The organism is Bartonella sp. AA86SXKL (assembly GCF_042196885.1).
Map to the genome: position 1 here is coordinate 295,656 of NZ_JBHIRE010000001.1, position 21,345 is coordinate 317,000.

General features: G+C 37.6%; 20 protein-coding genes. 12 read left to right on the forward strand and 8 right to left on the reverse strand.

All coding sequences use genetic code 11. The features are described from left to right. Nucleotides 1–467: 467 nt before the first annotated feature. The 3 genes from ACFIO5_RS01100 to ACFIO5_RS01110 all read right to left on the reverse strand — a co-directional run bounded on the left by ACFIO5_RS01100 (nucleotide 468) and on the right by ACFIO5_RS01110 (nucleotide 4,075). Nucleotides 468–620, reverse strand: a complete 153-nt coding sequence (locus tag ACFIO5_RS01100; protein WP_273790070.1) for a DUF1127 domain-containing protein — start codon at nucleotides 618–620, stop codon at nucleotides 468–470. A gap of 346 nt (nucleotides 621–966) precedes the next feature. Next, nucleotides 967–2,586, reverse strand: coding sequence for a bifunctional phosphoribosylaminoimidazolecarboxamide formyltransferase/IMP cyclohydrolase (purH, locus tag ACFIO5_RS01105; protein WP_375633589.1), 1,620 nt, complete (start codon nucleotides 2,584–2,586; stop codon nucleotides 967–969). 706 nt (nucleotides 2,587–3,292) lie between these two features. Beyond that, nucleotides 3,293–4,075 carry an SURF1 family protein gene (locus ACFIO5_RS01110; RefSeq protein WP_375633588.1) on the reverse strand — a complete coding sequence of 261 codons (783 nt, stop codon included), beginning with the start codon at nucleotides 4,073–4,075 and terminating at the stop codon, nucleotides 3,293–3,295. A gap of 295 nt (nucleotides 4,076–4,370) precedes the next feature. On the opposite strand from ACFIO5_RS01110, the gene rpmB reads away from it, so the two are divergent. The 4 genes from rpmB to ACFIO5_RS01130 all read left to right on the forward strand — a co-directional run bounded on the left by rpmB (nucleotide 4,371) and on the right by ACFIO5_RS01130 (nucleotide 7,762). Next, nucleotides 4,371–4,688 (forward strand): 50S ribosomal protein L28, encoded by a 318-nt coding sequence (gene rpmB, locus ACFIO5_RS01115; protein ID WP_375633587.1) that lies wholly within the window; start codon nucleotides 4,371–4,373, stop codon nucleotides 4,686–4,688. Nucleotides 4,689–4,765: 77 nt separating this feature from the next. Next, on the forward strand, nucleotides 4,766–5,449 hold the full coding sequence (locus tag ACFIO5_RS01120; RefSeq protein ID WP_375705053.1) for a VUT family protein: 684 nt from the start codon (nucleotides 4,766–4,768) through the stop codon (nucleotides 5,447–5,449). A gap of 556 nt (nucleotides 5,450–6,005) precedes the next feature. Beyond that, nucleotides 6,006–6,857 carry a DNA adenine methylase gene (locus tag ACFIO5_RS01125; RefSeq protein ID WP_375620949.1) on the forward strand — a complete coding sequence of 284 codons (852 nt, stop codon included), beginning with the start codon at nucleotides 6,006–6,008 and terminating at the stop codon, nucleotides 6,855–6,857. A gap of 8 nt (nucleotides 6,858–6,865) precedes the next feature. Then, nucleotides 6,866–7,762, forward strand: a complete 897-nt coding sequence (locus ACFIO5_RS01130; RefSeq protein WP_375634350.1) for a HaeIII family restriction endonuclease — start codon at nucleotides 6,866–6,868, stop codon at nucleotides 7,760–7,762. 49 nt (nucleotides 7,763–7,811) lie between these two features. Here the strand turns inward: ACFIO5_RS01130 and cobT are convergent, their stop codons facing one another. From cobT to ACFIO5_RS01145, 3 genes are all read right to left on the reverse strand, one after another. After that, nucleotides 7,812–9,707, reverse strand: coding sequence for a cobaltochelatase subunit CobT (cobT, locus tag ACFIO5_RS01135; protein WP_375683424.1), 1,896 nt, complete (start codon nucleotides 9,705–9,707; stop codon nucleotides 7,812–7,814). 14 nt (nucleotides 9,708–9,721) lie between these two features. After that, entirely contained in the window at nucleotides 9,722–10,702 is a 981-nt protein-coding gene (gene cobS / locus ACFIO5_RS01140) for a cobaltochelatase subunit CobS (protein ID WP_375634354.1), read from the reverse strand. A 201-nt stretch (nucleotides 10,703–10,903) separates the two neighbouring features. Then, entirely contained in the window at nucleotides 10,904–11,524 is a 621-nt protein-coding gene (locus ACFIO5_RS01145; RefSeq protein WP_375606021.1) for a J domain-containing protein, read from the reverse strand. Between the two features lie 124 nt (nucleotides 11,525–11,648). On the opposite strand from ACFIO5_RS01145, the gene ACFIO5_RS01150 reads away from it, so the two are divergent. Then, nucleotides 11,649–11,921 carry a BolA family protein gene (locus ACFIO5_RS01150; RefSeq protein ID WP_375612716.1) on the forward strand — a complete coding sequence of 91 codons (273 nt, stop codon included), beginning with the start codon at nucleotides 11,649–11,651 and terminating at the stop codon, nucleotides 11,919–11,921. Nucleotides 11,922–11,939: 18 nt separating this feature from the next. On the opposite strand, the gene ACFIO5_RS01155 is transcribed toward ACFIO5_RS01150, so the two are convergent. Both ACFIO5_RS01155 and ACFIO5_RS01160 read right to left on the reverse strand, forming a co-directional pair. After that, nucleotides 11,940–12,908, reverse strand: a complete 969-nt coding sequence (locus ACFIO5_RS01155) for a tyrosine recombinase XerC (protein ID WP_375636540.1) — start codon at nucleotides 12,906–12,908, stop codon at nucleotides 11,940–11,942. 3 nt (nucleotides 12,909–12,911) lie between these two features. Then, nucleotides 12,912–13,733 carry a SapC family protein gene (locus ACFIO5_RS01160; RefSeq protein WP_375636538.1) on the reverse strand — a complete coding sequence of 274 codons (822 nt, stop codon included), beginning with the start codon at nucleotides 13,731–13,733 and terminating at the stop codon, nucleotides 12,912–12,914. A gap of 130 nt (nucleotides 13,734–13,863) precedes the next feature. On the opposite strand from ACFIO5_RS01160, the gene rimM reads away from it, so the two are divergent. The 7 genes from rimM to ACFIO5_RS01195 all read left to right on the forward strand — a co-directional run bounded on the left by rimM (nucleotide 13,864) and on the right by ACFIO5_RS01195 (nucleotide 20,000). Further along, nucleotides 13,864–14,421 carry a ribosome maturation factor RimM gene (gene rimM, locus ACFIO5_RS01165; protein ID WP_375618306.1) on the forward strand — a complete coding sequence of 186 codons (558 nt, stop codon included), beginning with the start codon at nucleotides 13,864–13,866 and terminating at the stop codon, nucleotides 14,419–14,421. Nucleotides 14,422–14,705: 284 nt separating this feature from the next. After that, complete coding sequence (gene trmD / locus ACFIO5_RS01170; protein WP_375612244.1) at nucleotides 14,706–15,404, forward strand: tRNA (guanosine(37)-N1)-methyltransferase TrmD; 699 nt, start codon at nucleotides 14,706–14,708, stop codon at nucleotides 15,402–15,404. 209 nt (nucleotides 15,405–15,613) lie between these two features. Next, nucleotides 15,614–16,054 carry a 50S ribosomal protein L19 gene (gene rplS, locus ACFIO5_RS01175; RefSeq protein ID WP_375612245.1) on the forward strand — a complete coding sequence of 147 codons (441 nt, stop codon included), beginning with the start codon at nucleotides 15,614–15,616 and terminating at the stop codon, nucleotides 16,052–16,054. Nucleotides 16,055–16,548: 494 nt separating this feature from the next. Further along, nucleotides 16,549–16,950, forward strand: coding sequence for a succinate dehydrogenase, cytochrome b556 subunit (gene sdhC / locus ACFIO5_RS01180; protein ID WP_375639816.1), 402 nt, complete (start codon nucleotides 16,549–16,551; stop codon nucleotides 16,948–16,950). Between the two features lie 18 nt (nucleotides 16,951–16,968). Next, complete coding sequence (sdhD, locus tag ACFIO5_RS01185; RefSeq protein WP_375612246.1) at nucleotides 16,969–17,355, forward strand: succinate dehydrogenase, hydrophobic membrane anchor protein; 387 nt, start codon at nucleotides 16,969–16,971, stop codon at nucleotides 17,353–17,355. A gap of 6 nt (nucleotides 17,356–17,361) precedes the next feature. Beyond that, nucleotides 17,362–19,206 carry a succinate dehydrogenase flavoprotein subunit gene (gene sdhA / locus ACFIO5_RS01190; RefSeq protein ID WP_375634365.1) on the forward strand — a complete coding sequence of 615 codons (1,845 nt, stop codon included), beginning with the start codon at nucleotides 17,362–17,364 and terminating at the stop codon, nucleotides 19,204–19,206. A gap of 14 nt (nucleotides 19,207–19,220) precedes the next feature. After that, nucleotides 19,221–20,000: a succinate dehydrogenase iron-sulfur subunit gene (locus ACFIO5_RS01195; protein ID WP_005774220.1), complete on the forward strand. Its 780-nt coding sequence runs from the start codon at nucleotides 19,221–19,223 to the stop codon at nucleotides 19,998–20,000. Nucleotides 20,001–21,345: the final 1,345 nt, after the last annotated feature.

Here is a 21,345-nt window from a genome sequence, read left to right on the forward strand (position 1 = left end):
TAACGGTAAATCCATTAAGCACCCCCCATCTTTATGCTTATGAAAGAGCAGTTCGGCACTATCACACTATTTATCAGTGTCCAATGTTTGTAACAGTTCTTGGCACTAGAGAGGGTTCATAAGAGGCATTTTTAGCCTTTTCTTAATAGCTTTTATCCATACAGCTCCCCCCGCTTGTAACGTGCAGGCGAATGGTTTTGGTTGATTCAACATACATAGATTTGAAATGAGAGAAACTTACGGTATTCGGGGTTCTAATTTAATATGAATAACGCTAAATTATTATTACAAATCAAATGTTGTACATCACAGAAGCATTGAAAATTCGAGAAACAATACATTACAATGGCCAAGAAAAATAACCCTTCTGCTCTTTGTTATTATACTAAAAATGAAGTCATAATAACAAACCACAAAATGCGCACTTTTTTATAGCAAAGCATTCTCTCAAATATCTCAAACAATTTTCATAAAGATTTACGCGAATAACGTCGTGCAATTGAATCAATATCACCTCGACAAATTCCAAGATCGCTGAGTTCATATGTTGAAAGACGACTTAACGCATTAACGGTTCGACGATAACGGCGCCAATTACTATAAAAACGTAGAATATTCATATCCTCTACTCAAACTTTTCATTACACTCTTTAGTTTAAGAATAGAGTATATTACTAAAAAGAGTTGTGTTATAATATCATAGCAGGTATGCATCTACATACAAGATAATATCCCTTTAACATTTTCCTCATGCGAAAGGGTAACCATTAAAAATATCAACAAGAACATCTTATCCCTAATCAATGGCTAAATTATGTGCATTTTCTGCGGTGATAAACTTCTTCACGTGTAGATTCTTTGGATTGAATAACTGCTTCCATTTCAACAGTTATCAATAGTCATACGATAATTATGAAAAATTCCTTGAAACATTTGTCTCATACGAAAAGAAAAGCAGCAAAATTATTAATGGCGGAAGTGACGTGTTCCTGTAAAAACCATCGCTAACCCCTGTGCATCAGCAGCGGCGATAACTTCTTCATCACGCATGGAGCCTCCTGGTTGAATAACTGCTGTTGCTCCTGCTTCAGCTGCTGCTAATAAACCATCTGCAAAAGGAAAAAATGCATCTGATGCAACAACAGATCCTTTTGTGAGAGTTTCTATTAAGCCTGCTCTTTGCGCACTTTCTGCTGCTTTACTTGCAGCAATTTTGGCTGAATCGATGCGGCTCATTTGTCCGGCTCCAATTCCAACTGTTGCGCTATTTTTCGCGTACACAATAGCATTTGATTTAACGTGCTTTGCTACACGAAAAGCAAATTGAAGATCACGCATTTCATCTTGAGTTGGTGCCCGCTTTGTCACTACTTGCAATTTAAGATCATCGACTACCACGTTATCACGTGATTGCACTAAAATACCTCCTGCAAGTGTTTTCGCAAGAAGTCCTCCACAGCGTGGATCAGGAACTCCACCTGTAATGAGCAAACGAAGATTTTTTTTCTTGGCAATAATTTCACGTGCCGCCATTGTGGCATCAGGAGCAATAATCACTTCTGTGAAAATTTTAACAATCTCTTCAGCACATTCCTCATCAAGGATTTGATTTAAAGCAACAATTCCACCAAATGCCGATACATTATCACACATAAAAGCTTTCAAATAAGCTTCTTTCAAATTTTCTCCTTCCGCAACACCACAAGGATTGGCATGTTTAATAAGAGCGACAGCAGCGGTTTTTTGCGGATCAAATTCTGCCACAAGTTCAAAGGCTGCATCTGTATCATTCAGATTGTTATAAGAAAGCGCTTTGCCTTGTAAAAGTTTTGCTGTTGCAATACCAAAACGTTTTTCATTATTGCGATAAAATGCTGCCTGTTGATGTGGATTTTCTCCATAGCGCATAACGTTTTCAAGATGACCAGAAAAACTCTGCCACGATGGAGTTTCAATTTCTAAATCCCGTGCAAACCATGATGCTATTGCCGTATCATAAGCAGCGGTGTGTGCATAAGCGCGCATTGCTAGCTGATGACGCATAGATAAGCTTAAACATCCATTATGCTGCTTTAATTCAGCTAGAATCGAATCATAATCTTTTATCGCTGTTACAACACCGGTATAAGCATAATTTTTTGCCGCGGCGCGAATCATCGCCGGTCCACCGATATCAATATTTTCAAGAATCGTTTGCCCATCAGCTCCCGAAAGGATCGTCTCTTCAAAAGGGTAAAGATTCACCACCAAAAGATCAATTCCATGAATGCTGTTCTTTTCCATAGCTTCCCTATGGTTAGGATCTTCTCTTACCCCTAACAAAGCACCATGAATCAAAGGATGGAGTGTTTTTACACGCCCATCCATTATTTCAGGAAATCCGGTAACTTCAGCAACATCTTTTACGGGTAAACCAGCCGCTATGAGGGTTTTGGCTGTTCCTCCTGTTGAAATTAATTCAACATTGTAAGTAGCATGAAGGGCTTGTGCAAAAGCAACCACACCCGTTTTATCAGACACAGAAAAGAGAACACGACGAACCCGATGAAGATCAGGTATGGGAAAATTTTTGGCAACAACACCCATAACAGCAGCCTTAAAAATGAAAGAGTTAAAATTCTAGTAAAACACGCTTATACGTTTATAGCATAAGCCTTTAGCAAAATACACTGAAAGGATAAACTGCCTTTTTAGAATATAGGATGACTCACCTTTTTCTATTATCCTGTAAAAACCTCTCATTTGAGGTGTGATGATAGGTATAAAAGTCGCGTTGAGAAATTAAATGTTTTTTTGTTGCTTATAATTCAATATCTCATCTTCATAGCAGTTGTGAAACAAAAAATGTATCCGTATGTTCTTTGCTATATTAGCTTTTATATTAGATGAAGGCGAAAGTATTGCGTATATCAATTGGAGTAATCTCTGAAATGGGAAACAATCTAATGAAGCAAGAATATAAAATTATAAAGGCAAAAATAGGTGCCTATCTTTTCTATCATTTTAAAATTTGGCTTTATGTTTTTCAAAAGCGTTTATGACAATTCTTTTTAAGAGTGAAGATAATGCATTTCTTCACATTTTTGGGCATTACATCTTTAATGAATCAACCCTATTTTATGATGTTTTTTTGATAAGAGTGTCGCGTAAATCTTTTGTGGATGGTATAAAGTTCATTGTATGCTTATGATCTTTAATTTAACAAAGGCGCAAGTTGGTAGCTTTTATTCTCTTTATCAGTTTTCAAGATTCTAAAAATTTTTGTTACTTGAGATGGAAGAGGTATTTTTTTTTAGTTTTTTTGCCGTAGCAGAAAAAGAAAACCTCCTAACACACCAGTAGCTAAAATAAACCACGTGATTGCATAAACGAGATGATTATTTCGAAAATGGATAATCGTAAGACCAACGACGGGAAGTTTTGCTTGTGGAGATGTTTTTCTGGCATCAATGAAATAAGGGGCAACAGTGGACAAACCAAGTTTTTGTGCCATAGCGGGGAGATCGCGCGTATACCATAAATTTTTGTCAGGATTATTTTTACGCGGGAAAAATCCATTTTTTTCACTCATGCGTAATAAACCTATAATCGTTGTTTGTTCTGTGTCTGTGGTAGAATTTTGCTGAGATAAGGCATTTGTATGTGATTGCTCTGTGTTTTGAAAATTGTTACGTTCATCCATGGGGATAAAGCCACGGTTGATAAAGATCAGTGTATTATCAGCAGTTTTTAAAGGAGTCAAAACCCAATAGCCTGTAGTATTTTGAGCGGCAGCAGTGACTAAAATATTTTTATCTGTTAAAAATTTTCCTGTGATAATAACAGGTTGATATTCATATTTTTCAAAAGTAACATCTGACCATTGATTTTTTGGAGGGGCTTTTATGGGGGGCAAATGAATGCGTTGATTGGTACTGGTGATAAGATTTGTTTTCCAGTTTAACCGTTGTACTTGCCATATACCTAATGCACTGAAGAGAAGAAAAAAACAAATACATAAAGTTCCAAATAAAAAAGAAGAAAAACGGCAAGAATTTCCCTGAAGCTTTGTCATAGGGGGCTCTTTTTTGCTCATGATTTGTGCTTCCTTTCGGGACAATAGGCTTTTATTCTAACATGTATATATTAAAAAAAACATTTTGTACGCGTTTTGGTGGAATTTGCACGCCTTATTGAGGAAAAAGATGAAAAATGAGCCAACAAGAGATGAAAAAGGTTTTATAAAAGACTTGACCTTTTGTTGTCGACCCCCTATTAGAAAGAAACTTCCCAATGATGCCCGTTCAAGGTTGCATTGCGCGTGTTTTGCGTTCATTGTGTCCTTTGGGTATGGGGATTTGAAAGTTTCTTAGAGTTTAAGGGTGAAGTTTATGTCTCGTGCATGTGAATTGACAGGGAAGACGGTTCTGTATGGTAATAATGTTAGCCATGCGAATAATAAGACTCGGCGTCGTTTTTTACCAAATCTTTGCAATGTGACATTGATTTCAGAGGTGTTACAGCAAAGTTATCGCTTGCGTATTTCAGCAAATGCGTTGCGTTCTGTTGAGCACCGCGGTGGTCTTGATGGTTTTTTGATTAAAGCAGACGATAAAGAGTTGTCACAACGTGCGCGTTTGTTAAAACGCCAAATCGTTAAGAAAAAAGCTGAGCAAGAAGGTGAGCAGAAGGCTGAACAAGCAGCGTAATTTTCAGCGTTATTGTTTTTGGCTTTTTTCTTTTTGATCGCTCTGTTTTATTGGTTCCATATCCCAGGTTAAAAAAAATGTCTTCAAGCGGTCCTTTATTAGAACAGCAAAAGAAAAGGTATGTTGTTTTTTCTATTTTTGCAATGTGCCTTGCTGTCACGGCTTCTAATATTTTAGTTCAATATCCTGTCTATTGGTTTGATTTGAATGCGCTGTTGACTTATGGGGCTTTTACCTATCCATTTGCTTTTCTAATCAATGATTTGACCAATCGTTTTTATGGTCCATCTGCTGCGCGGCGTGTGGTTTATGCTGGTTTTTTTACGGGTGTCTTTGTTTCTTGGATATTGGCGACACCACGGCTTGCACTTGCTTCTAGTTTTGCATTTTTATTTGGGCAACTCCTTGATATTGTTGTTTTTACTCCTTTGCGACGTAAAACATGGTGGAAAGCACCTTTAGCAGCAGCGTTGGTTGGTTCAGCTTTGGATACAGTGCTGTTTTTTGCTCTTGCTTTTTCTAGCTCGTTTGCTGTTCTTGATAAGATAACAGGCTATGCTGATAGTTCACTAGTGGAGAGTACTGTTTTGGGAGGGATAGGCATGCCAGTTTGGCTATCGCTTGCTTTTGGTGATTTTTCGGTAAAAATTATTATGAGCCTGTTTATGTTGATTCCTTATGGAACAATTCTTAATATTGTAAAGCTTCCTCTTTATCAAAGTCCTTCAAAGGATGATTCTTCTTTTGTTTGTAACAAATAATGGTCTTTGTTCTTTTGTTTTGCTAAAGAAGAGGGGAGGGGAGTTCTGTCCTCTAAGGGCAGAATTTAAGCGGATTTATAAGAGGTATTTTGATTCTTTTCTCAAGTTGTATTTATCCATACATCATCTATGCTTACGATGTGTAAGGAAATGGTTTTGACTGATTCAGTATGGGATAAGAGCATCTTATCAGCATTAAAAACAGATAATAAAGCTCTTATAAAGGATCAAAAATGTTTTGTTAAGAGTTGTGATGTCTTACTTATGATTATTTGAGCTATAAGAAACTTGGTTCTTATAAAGGAAAAAACATTTCGATATACATTTGGGTAGTATATAAATAGAAAAATAAATACCAATGGTATCAAGTCTTTTTTGACAGTTTTAAAATTTGGTTATACTGATATTTATCATTATTTTAGTAACAAATGTTTGTGCAGATATGTTAATGAATTTACAATTTGTTATAATGCGATCTCTGTAGAATTTGGCAAACGCTTCGAGTGTTTATTTTAGATAATTGTAGGTTAGAAATGCGATACTTGGAGCTGATAGTATGAATAAAATGATAAATCAAACAGATCATACAGAGGCTTTATTTGATAATTTTGTATTAACTTCCTTGAAAAAACAGAGAGAGACTAGGGAGTTGCCTATTGTAAAATCACCTCTTCGTTATCCGGGAGGGAAAAGTCGTGCTGTTCCTATGATTATTAATAACTATATAAGGAAACAGAAAACTTTATGTTCTCCTTTTGTGGGAGGCGGTTCAATTGAATTAACCTTAGCAAAAAGAGGAACAAGGGTTTATGCTTATGATGCTTTTAAGCCGCTTGTTATTTTTTGGCAGATGCTTTTGAAAGATGCTTCAGCTCTTGCAGAAAAAGTGAGAGAATATGAAGATATGACTCCCGTAATGTTTTATAATCTCCAAAAAACTTTTGGGAATATTAAAAATCAATTAGAGATTGCTGCCGTTTTTTTTGTTCTTAATCGTTCTTCTTTTTCCGGAACGACACTTTCTGGTGGTATGTCTCCAGGACATCCCCGATTCAATTATCGTTCTATTGAACGGCTTAAAGATTTTAAGATTGAAAACTTCATAGTGGAACACAGAGATTTTACAGAAAGTATTCCTAAACACTCTAACGATTTTCTTTATTGTGATCCTCCGTACCTTATTAATCAAAAACTTTACGGTCACAAAGGCGATAAACATAATTCTTTTGATCATCAAGCTCTTGCTGAACTTTTGAGAAAGCGTCAAGGATGGGTTTTATCTTATAATGATTGTGTGGAAGTTAGAGAACTTTATAAAGGACATACAATACTTAATCCTGAATGGACTTACGGTATGGGAAACAATAAAAAATCAAATGAACTCGTAATTTTGAGTAAGGATCTTTAGGAAATTGCATGAATCAGGTAGAAAATGGAAAAGCCTTTGAATATGCTTTGGCTATGGGTTTTAAAAAAGCAACAAAGGCTTCTATAGAGTTTAATTCGTCTTTTCAAATAGCGGAGTCTTTTTATAATTTATTTAATGATACTGAAAAAAGGCTTTTAAATCTTGCTTCTATTGAAGCAGCCGTTTTTTTACAGTTACATGATAAAAATATTAGAAACACGAAAACTATTGTTCTTCAGGAAGATTTTGTTGGGATCAAAGGAGATGTCCGTGATATTATTTTAAAAGTTCCTGAAAATCCTATTGGTATTTCTGCAAAACATAATCATAGCGCTATCAAACATCCTCGCCTTTCCAGTAAAATAGATTTTGGTAAAGAATGGACAGGTTATTCTTGTAGCAGCGTTTATTTCAATGAGGTTAGGCCTATTTTTGATTATTTAGCAGAGCTTAGAGATAAGAAGATGTTCTTTAGAGATATAGAGGATAAAGACAGCAGAGTTTATCTTCCAATCCTAGAAGCTTTTTCTAAAGAACTTCAAAGGCTTTGTTTAGATTATCAAGATAAATTTGTGAAGCTATTGTTTCAGTATGTTATAGGTTCTTATGATTTTTATAAGATTATGATAGATACAAGATCTAAACAAAAACGGGTTATTATTCAGTCTTTTAATTTGAATGGCACTCTAGGATATGGTCGTAAATGGAAAATTCCAAGCAAAATTTTATCCGTTTCACTAAAACCAGAAAGTAAAAACAAACTCATTATAATTTTTGAAGATGGTTGGAGCATTTCTTTTAGGATTCATAATGCATCCAGTAAAGTAGAAGCTTCTTTAAAGTTCGATATTCAATTTGTGGGATTATCTTCTCAGGTTGTTAGTCATCAAATTCCGATGGTTTAATGATAGAGATAATTTTTTAAAATGTAATCGTTGCTGATTCAAGGCAGGTTTATTTCTTATGAATATGAGTTCTTTTATCACTAAAAAGTATTTCTAATTGTTTTGTTATGGCGTCGGCGAGTTCTTCAGCATTCATAATTGTTACAGCACGTTGATAATAACGTGTGACGTCATGACCAATTCCAATGGCAATGAGTTCGATAGGGGAGTGTGTTTGGATTTCTTGAATCACTGCGCGTAAGTGTTTTTCTAAATAATTGCTGGAGTTGACCGATAGTGTCGAATCGTCAACAGGAGCACCATCAGAAATGACCATGAGGATGCGACGTTGTTCACGCCGTGATAAAAGGCGTTGATGAGCCCAAATCAAAGCTTCTCCGTCGATATTTTCTTTTAATAATCCTTCTTGCATCATCAAACCTAAATTGCGTTGTGCGCGACGCCATGGGGTATCAGCACTTTTATAGATGATATGGCATAAATCATTGAGGCGTCCAGGATTATGGAGTTTGTTTTGGGTAAGCCATTGTTCGCGCGATTTGCCCCCTTTCCAAGTTTTGGTGGTAAAACCTAAAATTTCAACTTTGACACCACAACGTTCAAGAGTTTGTGCCAAAATATCAGCACAACTTGCAGCAACGCTAATGGGGCGTCCACGCATTGAGCCAGAATTATCAATGAGGAGTGAAACAACTGTGTCCCGAAATTGGGTGTTGCTTTCCATTTTAAAAGAAAGGGGTTGCATGGGGTCAATAATTAGACGTGGAAGCCGTGTTGTATCAAGATATCCTTCTTCAAGGTCAAAGTTCCAGTTGCGATTTTGTTGCGCCATCAAGCGGCGCTGGAGACGGTTTGCTAAACGTCCAACGATGTTTTGCAGATGATTGATTTGCTTATCAAGATAACGGCGTAAGTGATCTAACTCGTTTTCAGAACAAAAATCTGTTGCTTCCAAAATTTCATCAAATTGACGGGTGAATATTTTATAATTGCCAAGTCTTTGCATTTGTTCCGAATCAGAAAAAAGGTGTTTGGGTTTGCTCGGCTTTTCTTGCCAAGGTCCATTTTTTTGCTCGCCGTCAGCTTGATCATTGTTGTTTGATTGTGTCGCTTGTGTTTTTCCATCATCTTGCACATCACTTTCTTGTTCAGTGCTGGTTTGTTCTTCACTTTGAGCGTGTTTTTTGTTTTTACTCTCTTCTTCTCTTTGGTCTTGAGGTTCACACGCATTTTTTAATTTTTTATTGTTTTCACTGTTAGAAGCTTCAGCTTGTTGCACTGTCATTTTGAGTGTAACAAGCATTTGGCGAACAATCTGTGCAAAAGCTTGTTGGTTGTAAATATGATGTGGGAGTTCATTGAGTTGTGATGCTGCTTTTTGTTCGAGTTCTTGACGCCACAATTCTAAAACAGGACCCGCTTCTCTTGGAGCTGCGCGCTTTGTTATTTTTTCACGCAATAAAAGTGCAATCGCTTCTTGGATGGGGGCTTCACTTTGGTTGCTAATCTTATGATAATGGGCTCTTTTGTATTTATCGGCGAGCATGACATCAAGATTTTTTGCAAGTCCCTCCATGGCTAAAGTACCAATTGCTTCAACACGTGTTTGTTCGAGGGCATCAAAGATAGCACGTGCTTCTGATTCTGGTGGAGAAAATTGCATGTGAATGCGGTTGTCATGCCATGCTTTGCGCAGAGCCATGGAATCACCTAGTCCGCGGGTAATAGTTATGTCTTTATTCGTTGCGTATTGAGGTAATTCTGGTAAACGCGCGCAACTTTCGCTTAAAGATGGTCGGTTATGACTAAAGGAAACTTCAAGGTTGTTTGTGCCTGCAATTGCACGCATACAGGTGGAAAGTGCTTTTTTAAAAGCTTCAGCATTAAGAGTGTTGTTGGAAGAGTCCTTTGCCAGATTTTTGTTGTCGCCAATATCGGTAGCCATGAGTGACAGATTCCTTAAGGCGAAACACCATGAATGAGTGATTCGGGAAGCTCTTGTCCAAAGGCGCGTTGATAAAATTCTGCAACAGTGGCACGTTCGAGTTCATCACATTTATTGAGAAAGGTTAATCGGAAGGCAAAGCCGACATCTTGAAAAATTGTTGTATTTTCTGCCCAAGTAATGACGGTACGTGGACTCATGACAGTTGAAAGATCTCCATTGATAAAAGATTGGCGTACCATATCAGCAACATGAACCATTTGTGAAATTGTCTTTTTTCCCTCAGCCGTTTGAAAAGATTTGACCTTTGAACAAATGATATTAACCTCTTTATCATGGGGTAAATAATTGAGTATCGTAACAATAGACCAGCGGTCCATTTGAGCTTGATTGATCTGTTGGGTACCATGATAGAGACCGGTTGTATCACCAAGACCAATGGTGTTTGCCGTTGCAAAAAGACGAAATGCTGGATGGGGAGAGATGACACGGCTTTGATCAAGTAAGCTTAGTTTTCCAGAGGTTTCAAGAACGCGTTGGATAACAAACATAACATCGGGACGCCCTGCATCATATTCGTCGAAAACAAGAGCAATATTATTTTGATAAGCCCATGGCAAAATGCCCTCTTTAAATTCAGTGATTTGTAAGCCATCTTTTAAAACGATAGCATCTTTTCCTACAAGATCGATACGACTTACATGACTATCAAGATTAATGCGAAGACAAGGCCAGTTAAGACGTGCAGCAACTTGTTCAATATGCGTTGATTTCCCTGTACCGTGATAGCCAGAAACCATTACACGGCGGTTAAAGGCAAAACCTGCGAGAATCGCTAAAGTTGTTTGCTGATCAAAAAGATAATCAGGATCGATATCAGGAACATGGGGACTTTTTGTGCTAAAAGCAGGGACTTTCAGATCTGTTTCAATATGAAATAGATCGCGAGCACAAAGTGTAATATCGGGCAAATTTTCAACGGTAAGATTTGTCATTATGTTTCTGGAAGGGAGAGGACGCTATTTATTCATTAGAAACGATACAAGAGTTAAAGTATTTATGCAATGCTCTATAATGAGAGCCTTAGATATTGAAGAAAGATTTTTTTACGTATTCTATAATGTTTTGCAAAAAAGTAACATTTTGCGCAAATAATGATGGTCTAAATGAAAATAGACTCATATAAGCGCATGTTTTCAGCACAAACCAGACTTTTTTAGCAAATTGTAAGCATGTAAAACATCACGAAAGCGCTCTTCTGAAGCACGATTACCACCATTGGAATCAGGATGGTGCTTTTTTACCAACTCTTTATATTTCATTTTGATGTCTTCTGCTGAAGCGTTTGCCTGTAGTCCCAGTGTATCAAAAGCTTTTGCTTCTAAGGGCTTTAATTTTCGTGAGAACTTATTGCTTGAATGCTGCCCAGTAAAAAGCGTGAAGGGATCGCGCATGCGATTTTGATAGGCAGCTGTGCCAGAGCGAATCTTTGCATAATTCGCGGCTGTTTTTTTCGATGTACCATTGCTCAGATCTGTAGGCCATGTCGGACGATGTCCTGTGAGAGCATCCTTTTGAAATTTTGCGATATCTTTATTGCTAAGACCAGAGAAGTAATTAAAATTTTTATTATAGGCGCGTACGTGTTCAATACAAAAATATAAATATTGTCCTTCGTGATTTCGACCTGCTGGTGCTTTATGGGACCCTGTTTTTTCACAACCTTCCCACTGACACTGTTGTGCTTCTGGCTCAGCTTTTTGTTTTTTATTTGAGCTTATGCGAATTGAATCGAATAATTTAGATGTTATTGTCATATTATTGGTTTATGCAAAATTGATTAATTTTACAAGAATTGACTTTTGAAAAATTTGTTTTCACACTTATTCTATTATGAAAAAGGTGTATTTTTGCACGTTCATTTTGTTTGAGGAATGAAAAATGTTTATAGAAACAATAATTCAGAGAAAGCTTCAGGATGCTTTTCATCCGCAAAAGCTTGAAGTGATTAACGAAAGTCATCTTCATGAGGGACATCCTCATAATGAACATGCTTTTGATGGTAAAGGAGAAACACATTTTCGAGTGAAAATTTTATCTTCTTCTTTTTCTAATATGACACGCGTAGAAATACATCGAGCGATTTATAAAGTTTTACAAGAAGAGTTAGCTACTTGTGTTCATGCTTTGGCACTTGAGGTTGAAACACTCTAATTTTTTGATGAGACGTTTTTAGGAACGGGGATGGGCCTTTTGATAGATTTTTAACAAATGGTCTGTATCGACGTGGGTATAGATTTGTGTGGTGGAAAGACTAGCGTGCCCAAGAAGTTCTTGAATCGTGCGCAAATCTCCCCCCCGTGATAAAAGATGGGTGGCAAAAGAATGGCGCAGTGTATGAGGCGTTACAGTTTCTGGTAAACCAAGGCTTGCTCGTAAGTTGCGTACAGTTTTCTGAATAATGGCGGGCTGTAGGGGACCGCCTCGTGCCCCGCGAAATATGGGTTGGTTATCCACTAAAGGATATGGGCAACATTTGAGATAATTTTGTACAGCTTCGTAAACAATTTTGATGAGAGGAACAAGGCGTGTTTTGCCGCCTTTTCCTGTTATAAATAAACTTGTTTTTTTAGGATCAGAAAATTGTTCTGGTGTGAGGCTTAAGGCTTCTGATATTCGCATTCCACAGCCATAGAGAAGCATGAGGACAGCCGCATTACGAGCGCTAATCCAAGGTTCATTTTCTAGCTGGTTTTCTTGTTTGACTATGTGAAGTGCTGATTTGATCGCTAAAGGTTTTGGGAGCGATCTTGGGTGTTTGGGGCTTCGGATAAGCTGAGCCGCCGGAACATTGACGATTCCTTCACGTGATAGGTACTTGAAAAAAGAACGGATGCCTGCTACTCCGCGGCTTAAAGAACGAGCACTTACATTGTTTGTACGCCGATAAGCAAGATAAGCACGCAAGTCACTGATGCGTAAATGAGCAAGATCTGTAAGGGTTGGTGTATGATTTAAGTGTTGACAGAGAAAAGACAAAAATTGCCGCGTATCACGTTCATAGGCTTGCACTGTTTGTGCTGACATACGACGTGTTTGGGTAAGACACTCTAACCAATTTTTCCTTGCGTTTAAAAGTGCATGGTCTGCTGGAATGAGAGGAATATTTTCATCTTTTCTCTTGTCGTTTTTGATAGGCATTATCTAGTTGAGAGTTTCTTTCTTTTTAGATTTTTCATCGTTAGAATGACCATTCTTGTTTTGGGGTTGCTCTTCACGATTGATAAGTTGCTTTTCACCTTTGAGAGAGAGTATTTTCACAAGATTGTGTGTTGACATCAAATGCGCAAAAATTAATCCTAAAAAGCCATTTTTATGAAGTTTGGCAAGTTGGCTTGCTGATAATTTATTCAATTTTTCTTCATCAACAACCCAAAAATGTTCCAATTGCGCTGAGAGACCTTTATCGTTTTTCACATTGATGGATTTTTGGCTTAGAAGATCCATTTCTACAAGAACATCAATAAACTCAGAGGTTTTCTCCATAGCGATTTTAAAACTTTCAAGAAAGCGAATACGTTCTTCCATAAAAGGAGAAATAGAGCCATCGGAATTAAAAAGTTCTGTTCCTGCAACTTCATTAAACATACCGGACTGTTGATCAAAGCAGACAGAAAGTTCTTTTTCATTGCTAATTTGTGCCAAAACAAAAGGATAGCGACGGACAAAAGCAGGAACATAAGTATTGTTTTTCCAACTTTTATCAGAAGCGATATAGTCATTTTCGTCATTAGAAAGACCGACAAGAGCTGCGGATGTGTAGTGCCGTTTTTTTTGTTCATCTTCGGCGCACATAAATAAAATAGGATAGTCTAGTGCTGCTTGAAAATATTCAGTACTTGCTAAAGGAACCCAATGAGTATCCTTGGCAAAAGACATATCAGTTGGAGGAGCAAATTTTAGATTTTTATGGGAAATTTTGTTGATTGGTGTGATATCTTTGTAAAATAGCATAATATTTGCCATAAGACTTTCTCCTTTATTAATTTGTTTTGTTACCAAGAAAGGTCTTTTAGAAGATTGTCTCATATGGCAACAAGATTGAATAGAAAACTATAAGATTGAAGGGTTCATTTTTGAGAGATAATATTTTTGCATGAAGTATAATAAAGAAAAGCTTAAAAATAAAGTCTATCTTGCCATTATTGGTATGCCTCATGGTATAAAAGGAGATGTTTTTGTTAAAATTCTAAGTGCTGAGCCACAGCGTTTCAAGTTTTACAGCACTCTTTATGATGATATGGGGCGTTCTTATGAAATTGTAACTCTTCGCATACAAAAAAATAAGGCGATTGTACGTTTTAAAGGGGTAGAAAATCGTAATGCGGCTGAGTCTTTAAAAGGTATTCGCCTTTATGTGACGCGTGATCAATTAATTGATGATTTGATGGAGGATGAGTTTTATCAAGTCGATTTAATAGGCTTGTGTGTCCAAGATTGTGGGGGAAAAATCTTAGGTGAAGTGTGTGGTTTTTTTAATTTCGGGGCTGGTGATTTGCTTGAAATACGTTTGAATACAGGTAAAAGAGTTCTTATTCCCTTTAGTAAGGCGGCGGTACCAGAAATTTGTATGGATTCTGGTTTTCTTGTTGTTGATCCCATGGCCGCTGGTTTAATTGATGGGGGAGACAATGATAAAAAGGAAATAGCTTGAATCTAAAAATAAAGATGAAGGTAAAAAACAACAGATGAATTTCGTCAATAAAAAGTGGAATGTGTGAAAATATTAAAAATGCTCTTTTGAGCAGATATTGTAAGCACTTTATCTCGAAATAGTCCTGAATTTTTAGAGTCTTTTTTAGTGCAAGTATTTAGAAGGATCGTATTGAATATGGCGCAGATCAAGGAGACTCAAATTAACTCTATAGCGTTAAAAGTCTTGTTTGTGCTATTTTTGCTATTAAGAGTCTGTTTAAGAAAATAAGGATAAGAAATAAAATGAAGTTTCAGGCGCGCGTTTTAACCCTTTATCCTGAAATGTTTCCTGGTTTTTTAGGGTATTCTTTAGCAGGGCAAGCTTTAGAGCGTGGAATTTGGTCACTGGAGACGGTACAGATTAGGGATTTTGCTTTAGACAAACACCATAGCGTTGATGATAAACCTGCTGGTGGGGGAGCTGGTATGGTAATGCGGGCGGATGTATTGGCGGCTGCTCTTGATTGCTGTCCACAGGATTCGCCAAGATTGTTGATGAGTCCACGTGGACGCCCTTTTGATCAAGCTTACGCGCATAGCTTGGCTCGTGATACGGGTGTAACGTTAGTTTGTGGACGTTTTGAAGGGGTTGATGAGCGAGTCATAGAAGCACGAGAATTAGAAGAAGTTTCTATTGGTGATTATATTCTTTCAGGGGGTGAAACAGCTGCATTGGTTATCTTAGATGCTATTATACGTCTTCTGCCTGGAGTGATGGGGAATGCAGCTTCTGCAAGGTGTGAAAGTTTTGAAAATGACTTGCTGGAACATCCGCAATATACCCGCCCTTCTCTTTTCGAAGGGCGGGGTATTCCGCCTGTATTGCTCTCAGGTCATCACAAAGCGATCGCAGATTGGCGTCAAAGCCAAGCCGAATTGTTAACACGTCAACGTCGCCCTGATCTTTATGCGCGTTATAATAAAAATCATCAGAAAACTTGATTCATATGATAAGGTGGTGTATTGCATGGCTCTCTTTTTAGAGAGTTTTTTATAAAAGGTTTTCTGTAGTTCCAAAATTAAAATGAAGGAATGGTGTATTCGCTCCTGTGTAAGACATAGCCTAAAGAGCTCCTTATTCTTAATAAAGGCTTTTTTGGTAAGAGTTGAGCGCTCTGACTGTTCGATAAAGAACATGAAGGATAAAAGAAATGAATATTATCGCACAGCTTGAAGCTGAACAATGTGCAAAAATTGAAGAAAAGCGCCAATTTCCAGCATTTCAGCCAGGAGATACAGTCCGTGTCATGGTGCGTGTGACGGAAGGTACACGGACGCGTGTTCAGGCTTATGAAGGTGTCTGTATTGCGCGTTCAGGCGGTGGGTTGAATGAGACCTTTACAGTACGCAAGATTTCTTATGGTGAAGGGGTGGAGAGGGTATTTCCTGTTTATTCTCCTTTGATTGAAGGTGTTGAGCTGGTGCGCCGTGGTAAAGTGCGCCGTGCAAAACTCTATTATCTACGTGGCTTGAGAGGTAAAGCTGCACGTATCGCTGAAAAGAGAGATTATCGGAAAAAAGCTGAAAAGGTTGTTGAGAAAGTAGAAGCAGCATCTGTCAGCACAGATGTTGAAAAGCAAGTTTCTGAGTAAAGATTATATCGGCTAAACTTTATGCAAAAGCGGCTTTTATGCCGCTTATTTGTGTCTTTCTTGATTCGTTTTGCCTTTTAAAAGGCTTGGAGTGGACATAAAAATGTTCAATCTATCAATTTTTCCTCTTTTTATTCTTAATTATGGGTGCAGTTTAAGAGACTATTGCATATATCGTGAATACTCAAAAGGATAAGTTTAATCTGAAAAAATGTCTGTTTATATTTGGAAACGATTTTAGACCTTTGACGTGAAGATAAAAGTGTATTAGATTAAGGCGAGTTTTGCGGATCATATCCAGGGAGTAATCGGTTTTTTATGCGTGACCTTTAATCCGTTATTTGAGACAACCGACCTGTAATATCGGTATCTTGAGATGCCAAACAAGTAAAAACGAGAGAGTATGTTTAGTCGTTTTGCGCGAACTTTCTCGTTCATTGCGGTTGCAAAAACCAGGTCAGGATATTTTATGATAAACCAGGTCAGGATATTTTATGATAGAGACAACTAGGATAAAAGAGCGCCCTCGTTCCCCTCATATAAGTATTTATCGTTGGACAATTACTATGGCCATGTCCATTGCACACCGAATTACGGGTATGGCGCTTTATGTTGGAACGGTTTTTCTTGCTGTTTGGTTAATTGCTATTGCGTGTGGCGAGGAGACATTTAGAACAGTTTACGAAATTTATAGTTCTTGGTTTGGATTGTGTATTTTGTTTCTTTATACTTTGGCAGGGGTTCATCACATGGTTGGTGGTGTTCGCCACATTGTTTGGGATCTGAAGCCTTGCTTTTTGGCAAAAGAAAAGGCAACAGTCACTGCTTGGGCGACAGTTTTTATTTCTCTTATTGTTACTTTTGCGATTTGGATTATTGGATATACGGTTGTTTAGCTGGGGGTGAAAAGAGACATGAAAAAAGATTTTCGAACGGAACTTGGAAAAGTACGGGGGCGTGGCAGTGCTCATGAAGGAACAGAGCATTTTTGGCTAGAACGTTTGACGGGGTTTATCAATCTACCACTTTTGATATTTTTTATTGTTCTTATTCTTTCGCTTGTGGGCAAGGATTATAGTATTGTGCGTGCAAGACTTGCACATCCTATTGTTGCTATTTTGATGGGATTGATGACTTTTTCGGTCCTTTATCATATGAAACTTGGTATGCAGGTAGTGATTGAAGATTATATTCCACGTGAAGGTTTTCGGATATTCTTTTTGACGTTAAATATTTTATTTTGTTTTCTCATAGGTGGTATCATTATTTTTTCTCTTTTGAAAATTGCATTAGGGGGTTAAACAAGTATGGCGGGTACAGGATCATCTCTGGGTGCTAAAGCAGGTAACGCCCCTTATCGCACTGTGGATCATAAATTTGATGTTGTTGTTGTTGGGGCAGGTGGTGCAGGATTACGTGCGACACTGGGTATGGCAGAACAAGGATTAAAGACAGCTTGTATTACGAAGGTTTTTCCAACGCGCTCACATACGGTTGCAGCACAAGGGGGAATTGCTGCATCGCTTTCAAATATGGGACCTGACAATTGGCAGTGGCATTTATATGATACCGTGAAAGGTTCTGATTGGTTGGGCGATACCGATGCAATGGAATATTTGGTGCGTAATGCTCCTGCTGCTGTGTATGAATTAGAACATTATGGCGTTCCTTTTTCGCGAACGCAAGAAGGCAAAATTTATCAGCGTCCTTTTGGTGGACATACGACACAATTTGGTGAAGGTCCACCTGTTCAGCGTACTTGTGCAGCAGCTGACCGTACAGGCCATGCCATTTTGCATACGCTTTATGGACAAAGCTTAAAGCATGATGCGCAATTTTTTATTGAATATTTTGCACTCGATCTCATCATGACGGATGGGGTTTGTACGGGGGTTGTGGCATGGAATCTCGATGATGGTACAATACATCGTTTTTCTGCCAAAATGGTTGTTCTTGCAACCGGTGGTTATGGACGCGCTTATTTTTCTGCGACATCGGCGCATACCTGTACGGGTGATGGTGGTGGAATGATCGCACGCGCTGGATTGCCACTTCAGGATATGGAGTTTGTGCAATTCCATCCGACAGGGATTTACGGTTCTGGCTGCTTAATTACAGAAGGAGCTCGTGGTGAAGGAGGCTATTTAATCAATTCTGAAGGTGAACGCTTTATGGAGCGTTATGCACCTTCCTTTAAGGATTTGGCTTCACGTGACTTGGTTTCGCGTTGTATCACACTTGAAATTCGTGAAGGGCGTGGCGTTGGACCTAAGAAGGATCATATTCATTTGGTTCTCAATCATATTGATCCTGCAATCTTGCATGAGCGTTTACCAGGGATTTCAGAATCAGCACGGATTTTTGCAGGGGTGGATGTAACAAAAGAGCCTATCCCCATCTTGCCAACGGTTCATTATAATATGGGTGGGATTCCTACCAATTACTACGGGGAAGTTCTCAATCCAACGGCTGATTCGCCTGATCGTATTCAACCAGGGCTGATGGCGGTAGGAGAAGCAGGATGTGCTTCTGTTCATGGTGCTAATCGCTTGGGGTCAAATTCATTAATTGATCTTGTGGTGTTTGGTCGTGCTGCTGCCATTCGCGCGGGTGAAGTTATTGATCGGAATGCAGAAATTCCACCCATCAATGAAGAAGCTGTTGACGAAATTATAGCGCGTTTTGATCGTTTACGTTTTGCACAAGGGGCAATACCAACAGCTGTATTGCGTGAAAAAATGCAACGCACGATGCAAGAAGATGCAGCAGTCTTCCGTACAGAAGATTCTTTGAAACAGGGATGTCAACGGATGAATAAAATCTGGGGGGAATTGTCGGATCTCAAAGTCACAGATTGTTCTCTGATATGGAATTCTGATTTGGTTGAAACATTAGAGCTTGAAAATCTTATGGCGAATGCAATCATGACTGTTCATTCTGCCGAAGCACGTTCAGAAAGCCGTGGCGCTCACGCTCGTGAAGATTATCCAGAGCGTGATGATAAAAACTGGCGTAAACATACGATTTCACATTTGTCAAAAGAGGGTAAGGTGACATTATCATATCGACCTGTCCATGTGGACCCGTTAACATCTGAAGCTGATGGTGGGATCGATTTAAAGCGCATTGCACCTAAAAAACGGGTTTATTAAGGGGAGAATGAAATATGGTACAAATTAAGCTTCCCAAAAATTCTCAAGTAAAACCGGGAAAGGTTTGGCCTAAACCTGAAGGTGCTACAAAGCTGACGGAATTTCACGTGTATCGTTGGTCGCCTGATGATGAGGAAAATCCTCATTTAGATACTTATTATGTGGATCGTTCTGCTTGTGGTCCTATGATTCTTGATGGGCTTTTGTTTATTAAAAACCATATTGATCCAACTTTGACACTTCGTCGATCATGCCGTGAAGGCATCTGTGGTTCATGTGCGATGAATATTGATGGAACCAATACATTAGCTTGTACCAAAGGGATGGATGATGTAAAACATCCCATTAAGGTCTATCCGTTGCCTTCCATGCCGGTTGTTAAAGATTTGGTTCCTGATTTAAAGCGTTTTTATGCACAACACCGAGTCATTGAGCCTTGGTTGCAAACAGTTTCTCCTGAACCTGCAAAAGAATGGTTACAAAGTCACTCCGATCGCCAAAAAATCGATGGCCTTTATGAATGTATTTTGTGTGCGTGTTGTCAGACTTCATGTCCAAGTTATTGGTGGAACGGTGATCGTTATTTGGGGCCCGCTGTTTTGCTTCAAGCTTATCGCTGGATTGCGGATTCACGTGATGAGATGTGTGGTGAACGTCTTGATAATTTAGAAGATCCTTTCCGCCTTTATCGTTGCCATACGATTATGAATTGTGCGCAAACTTGTCCAAAGGGATTAAATCCAGCGAAAGCGATTGCTGAAATTAAAAAACTCATGGTTGAACGCCGCCTTTGAAAATTTACTGATTGATCAAAATAAAGCGTAAGGTGGAAAAAATTGTATCTCCTTTTAGCAATTAAATCTCTAAAAGAAGATCGGCTGCTTATGAGGGTGCAGTAGCTATAATCATTCTAAAAGTGAAGTAATCCCTAAAAAATTAAGCAATCCTTGCAATGGCTGAGCAGAAAACTCATAGTTGAATATTATCTTTGAAATTTGACCGATTAACGAACAGTAAAAAGAAAAATAGAAAATTGTGCATGTTTTTGTGCCTCTTTGAGGCTTAATCTCTAAAAATTTATTGGCTTCTATGAGGCGGTTAGTATAGTTATTATTGCCTTTAAAAAGGCATTAGTCTTTCGAGTAAACTATACTTTAAATAGCGTTCTATGTAAAAACAATAAAATCAATATGCCATGTGTTTTTATTTTTATTAAATTCGCATCATAATTTATACTTTGATGCAGATTTAAGTAATCATTTTTTATAAAAAATGATTACTCTGTATAAATATAGCACAAAAATAAATGCTGATACAAATATTATAACGCATGTAAATTATCTAAATGAAATACAAAGGAGTGATCATTATGACAATTCGTCATTTTACGACACATTTATTGTAATATCGAAAACATTGCTAATATTCAAGGATTAGGAATTTTTGATAATATCATTATATATATATATATATAAAGGTCATATTTTTTGTTTTAAAGATTGGATTGTTAATCGTATTAAAAAGCAAAATTTATAGTTCTTAAAAAATGGAGAACGTAAAATCCTTCTCTATTGTAGAGATAGATTATATAGTTAAGGGGGTAGTAATTAAAAAATATTGTAACATCATAGATTTAAATTCACTAAAGAGCAAATAAGACGTTTTTAAAAAATATCAAATTTATAGTTTTTTCTAAAAATTTAGAAAACACTAGTGAGAATTCTAAGAACACGTGTTGCGAATGTGGTACAAGGGATGTTTATAGGTTCGTTTGAGTTGAATGAATTCAATCATCAAAGAAAACATGTTGTATTTTTATGAGTTTCGTGGGTTTTTATTTTATATGTTTTTATCTATAAAAAATAGAGATTTCTAGATTTAGGTCTTATTTATTATGTTAGGGGATTTCATTTTTTCTTGTATATATGCTGAAGAAAGTTATTTAAGCAGTAAAAGTGTTTTTTATTTTATTTTTTAGCATAAAAGATATTTCTTAACATGAAAGAGAGGTGTCCAAGTATTAACGGTATAATCAGCCATTGTTTTGGTATTTATTCTGTTGTGCTGTAAAACACTATCTTATTTAGGATGTGGTAATTAGAGTGGTTAGAAGGTGAAATCTGCTAGGTGAGGGGGCGG

Coding starts and splice junctions, on each gene's coding strand:
- ACFIO5_RS01160 (WP_375636538.1), bottom strand. CDS start 13,733: ATGGCAAATATTATGCTATTTTACAAAGATATCACACCAATCAACAAA.
- sdhA (WP_375634365.1), top strand. CDS start 17,362: ATGGCGGGTACAGGATCATCTCTGGGTGCTAAAGCAGGTAACGCCCCT.
- cobS (WP_375634354.1), bottom strand. CDS start 10,702: ATGACAAATCTTACCGTTGAAAATTTGCCCGATATTACACTTTGTGCT.
- rimM (WP_375618306.1), top strand. CDS start 13,864: ATGAAGTATAATAAAGAAAAGCTTAAAAATAAAGTCTATCTTGCCATT.
- ACFIO5_RS01100 (WP_273790070.1), bottom strand. CDS start 620: ATGAATATTCTACGTTTTTATAGTAATTGGCGCCGTTATCGTCGAACC.
- ACFIO5_RS01130 (WP_375634350.1), top strand. CDS start 6,866: ATGAATCAGGTAGAAAATGGAAAAGCCTTTGAATATGCTTTGGCTATG.
- ACFIO5_RS01195 (WP_005774220.1), top strand. CDS start 19,221: ATGGTACAAATTAAGCTTCCCAAAAATTCTCAAGTAAAACCGGGAAAG.
- purH (WP_375633589.1), bottom strand. CDS start 2,586: ATGGGTGTTGTTGCCAAAAATTTTCCCATACCTGATCTTCATCGGGTT.
- sdhD (WP_375612246.1), top strand. CDS start 16,969: ATGAAAAAAGATTTTCGAACGGAACTTGGAAAAGTACGGGGGCGTGGC.
- ACFIO5_RS01110 (WP_375633588.1), bottom strand. CDS start 4,075: ATGAGCAAAAAAGAGCCCCCTATGACAAAGCTTCAGGGAAATTCTTGC.
- trmD (WP_375612244.1), top strand. CDS start 14,706: ATGAAGTTTCAGGCGCGCGTTTTAACCCTTTATCCTGAAATGTTTCCT.
- ACFIO5_RS01120 (WP_375705053.1), top strand. CDS start 4,766: ATGTCTTCAAGCGGTCCTTTATTAGAACAGCAAAAGAAAAGGTATGTT.
- ACFIO5_RS01145 (WP_375606021.1), bottom strand. CDS start 11,524: ATGACAATAACATCTAAATTATTCGATTCAATTCGCATAAGCTCAAAT.
- rplS (WP_375612245.1), top strand. CDS start 15,614: ATGAATATTATCGCACAGCTTGAAGCTGAACAATGTGCAAAAATTGAA.
- ACFIO5_RS01150 (WP_375612716.1), top strand. CDS start 11,649: ATGTTTATAGAAACAATAATTCAGAGAAAGCTTCAGGATGCTTTTCAT.
- sdhC (WP_375639816.1), top strand. CDS start 16,549: ATGATAGAGACAACTAGGATAAAAGAGCGCCCTCGTTCCCCTCATATA.
- ACFIO5_RS01125 (WP_375620949.1), top strand. CDS start 6,006: ATGAATAAAATGATAAATCAAACAGATCATACAGAGGCTTTATTTGAT.
- ACFIO5_RS01155 (WP_375636540.1), bottom strand. CDS start 12,908: ATGCCTATCAAAAACGACAAGAGAAAAGATGAAAATATTCCTCTCATT.
- rpmB (WP_375633587.1), top strand. CDS start 4,371: ATGTCTCGTGCATGTGAATTGACAGGGAAGACGGTTCTGTATGGTAAT.
- cobT (WP_375683424.1), bottom strand. CDS start 9,707: ATGGCTACCGATATTGGCGACAACAAAAATCTGGCAAAGGACTCTTCC.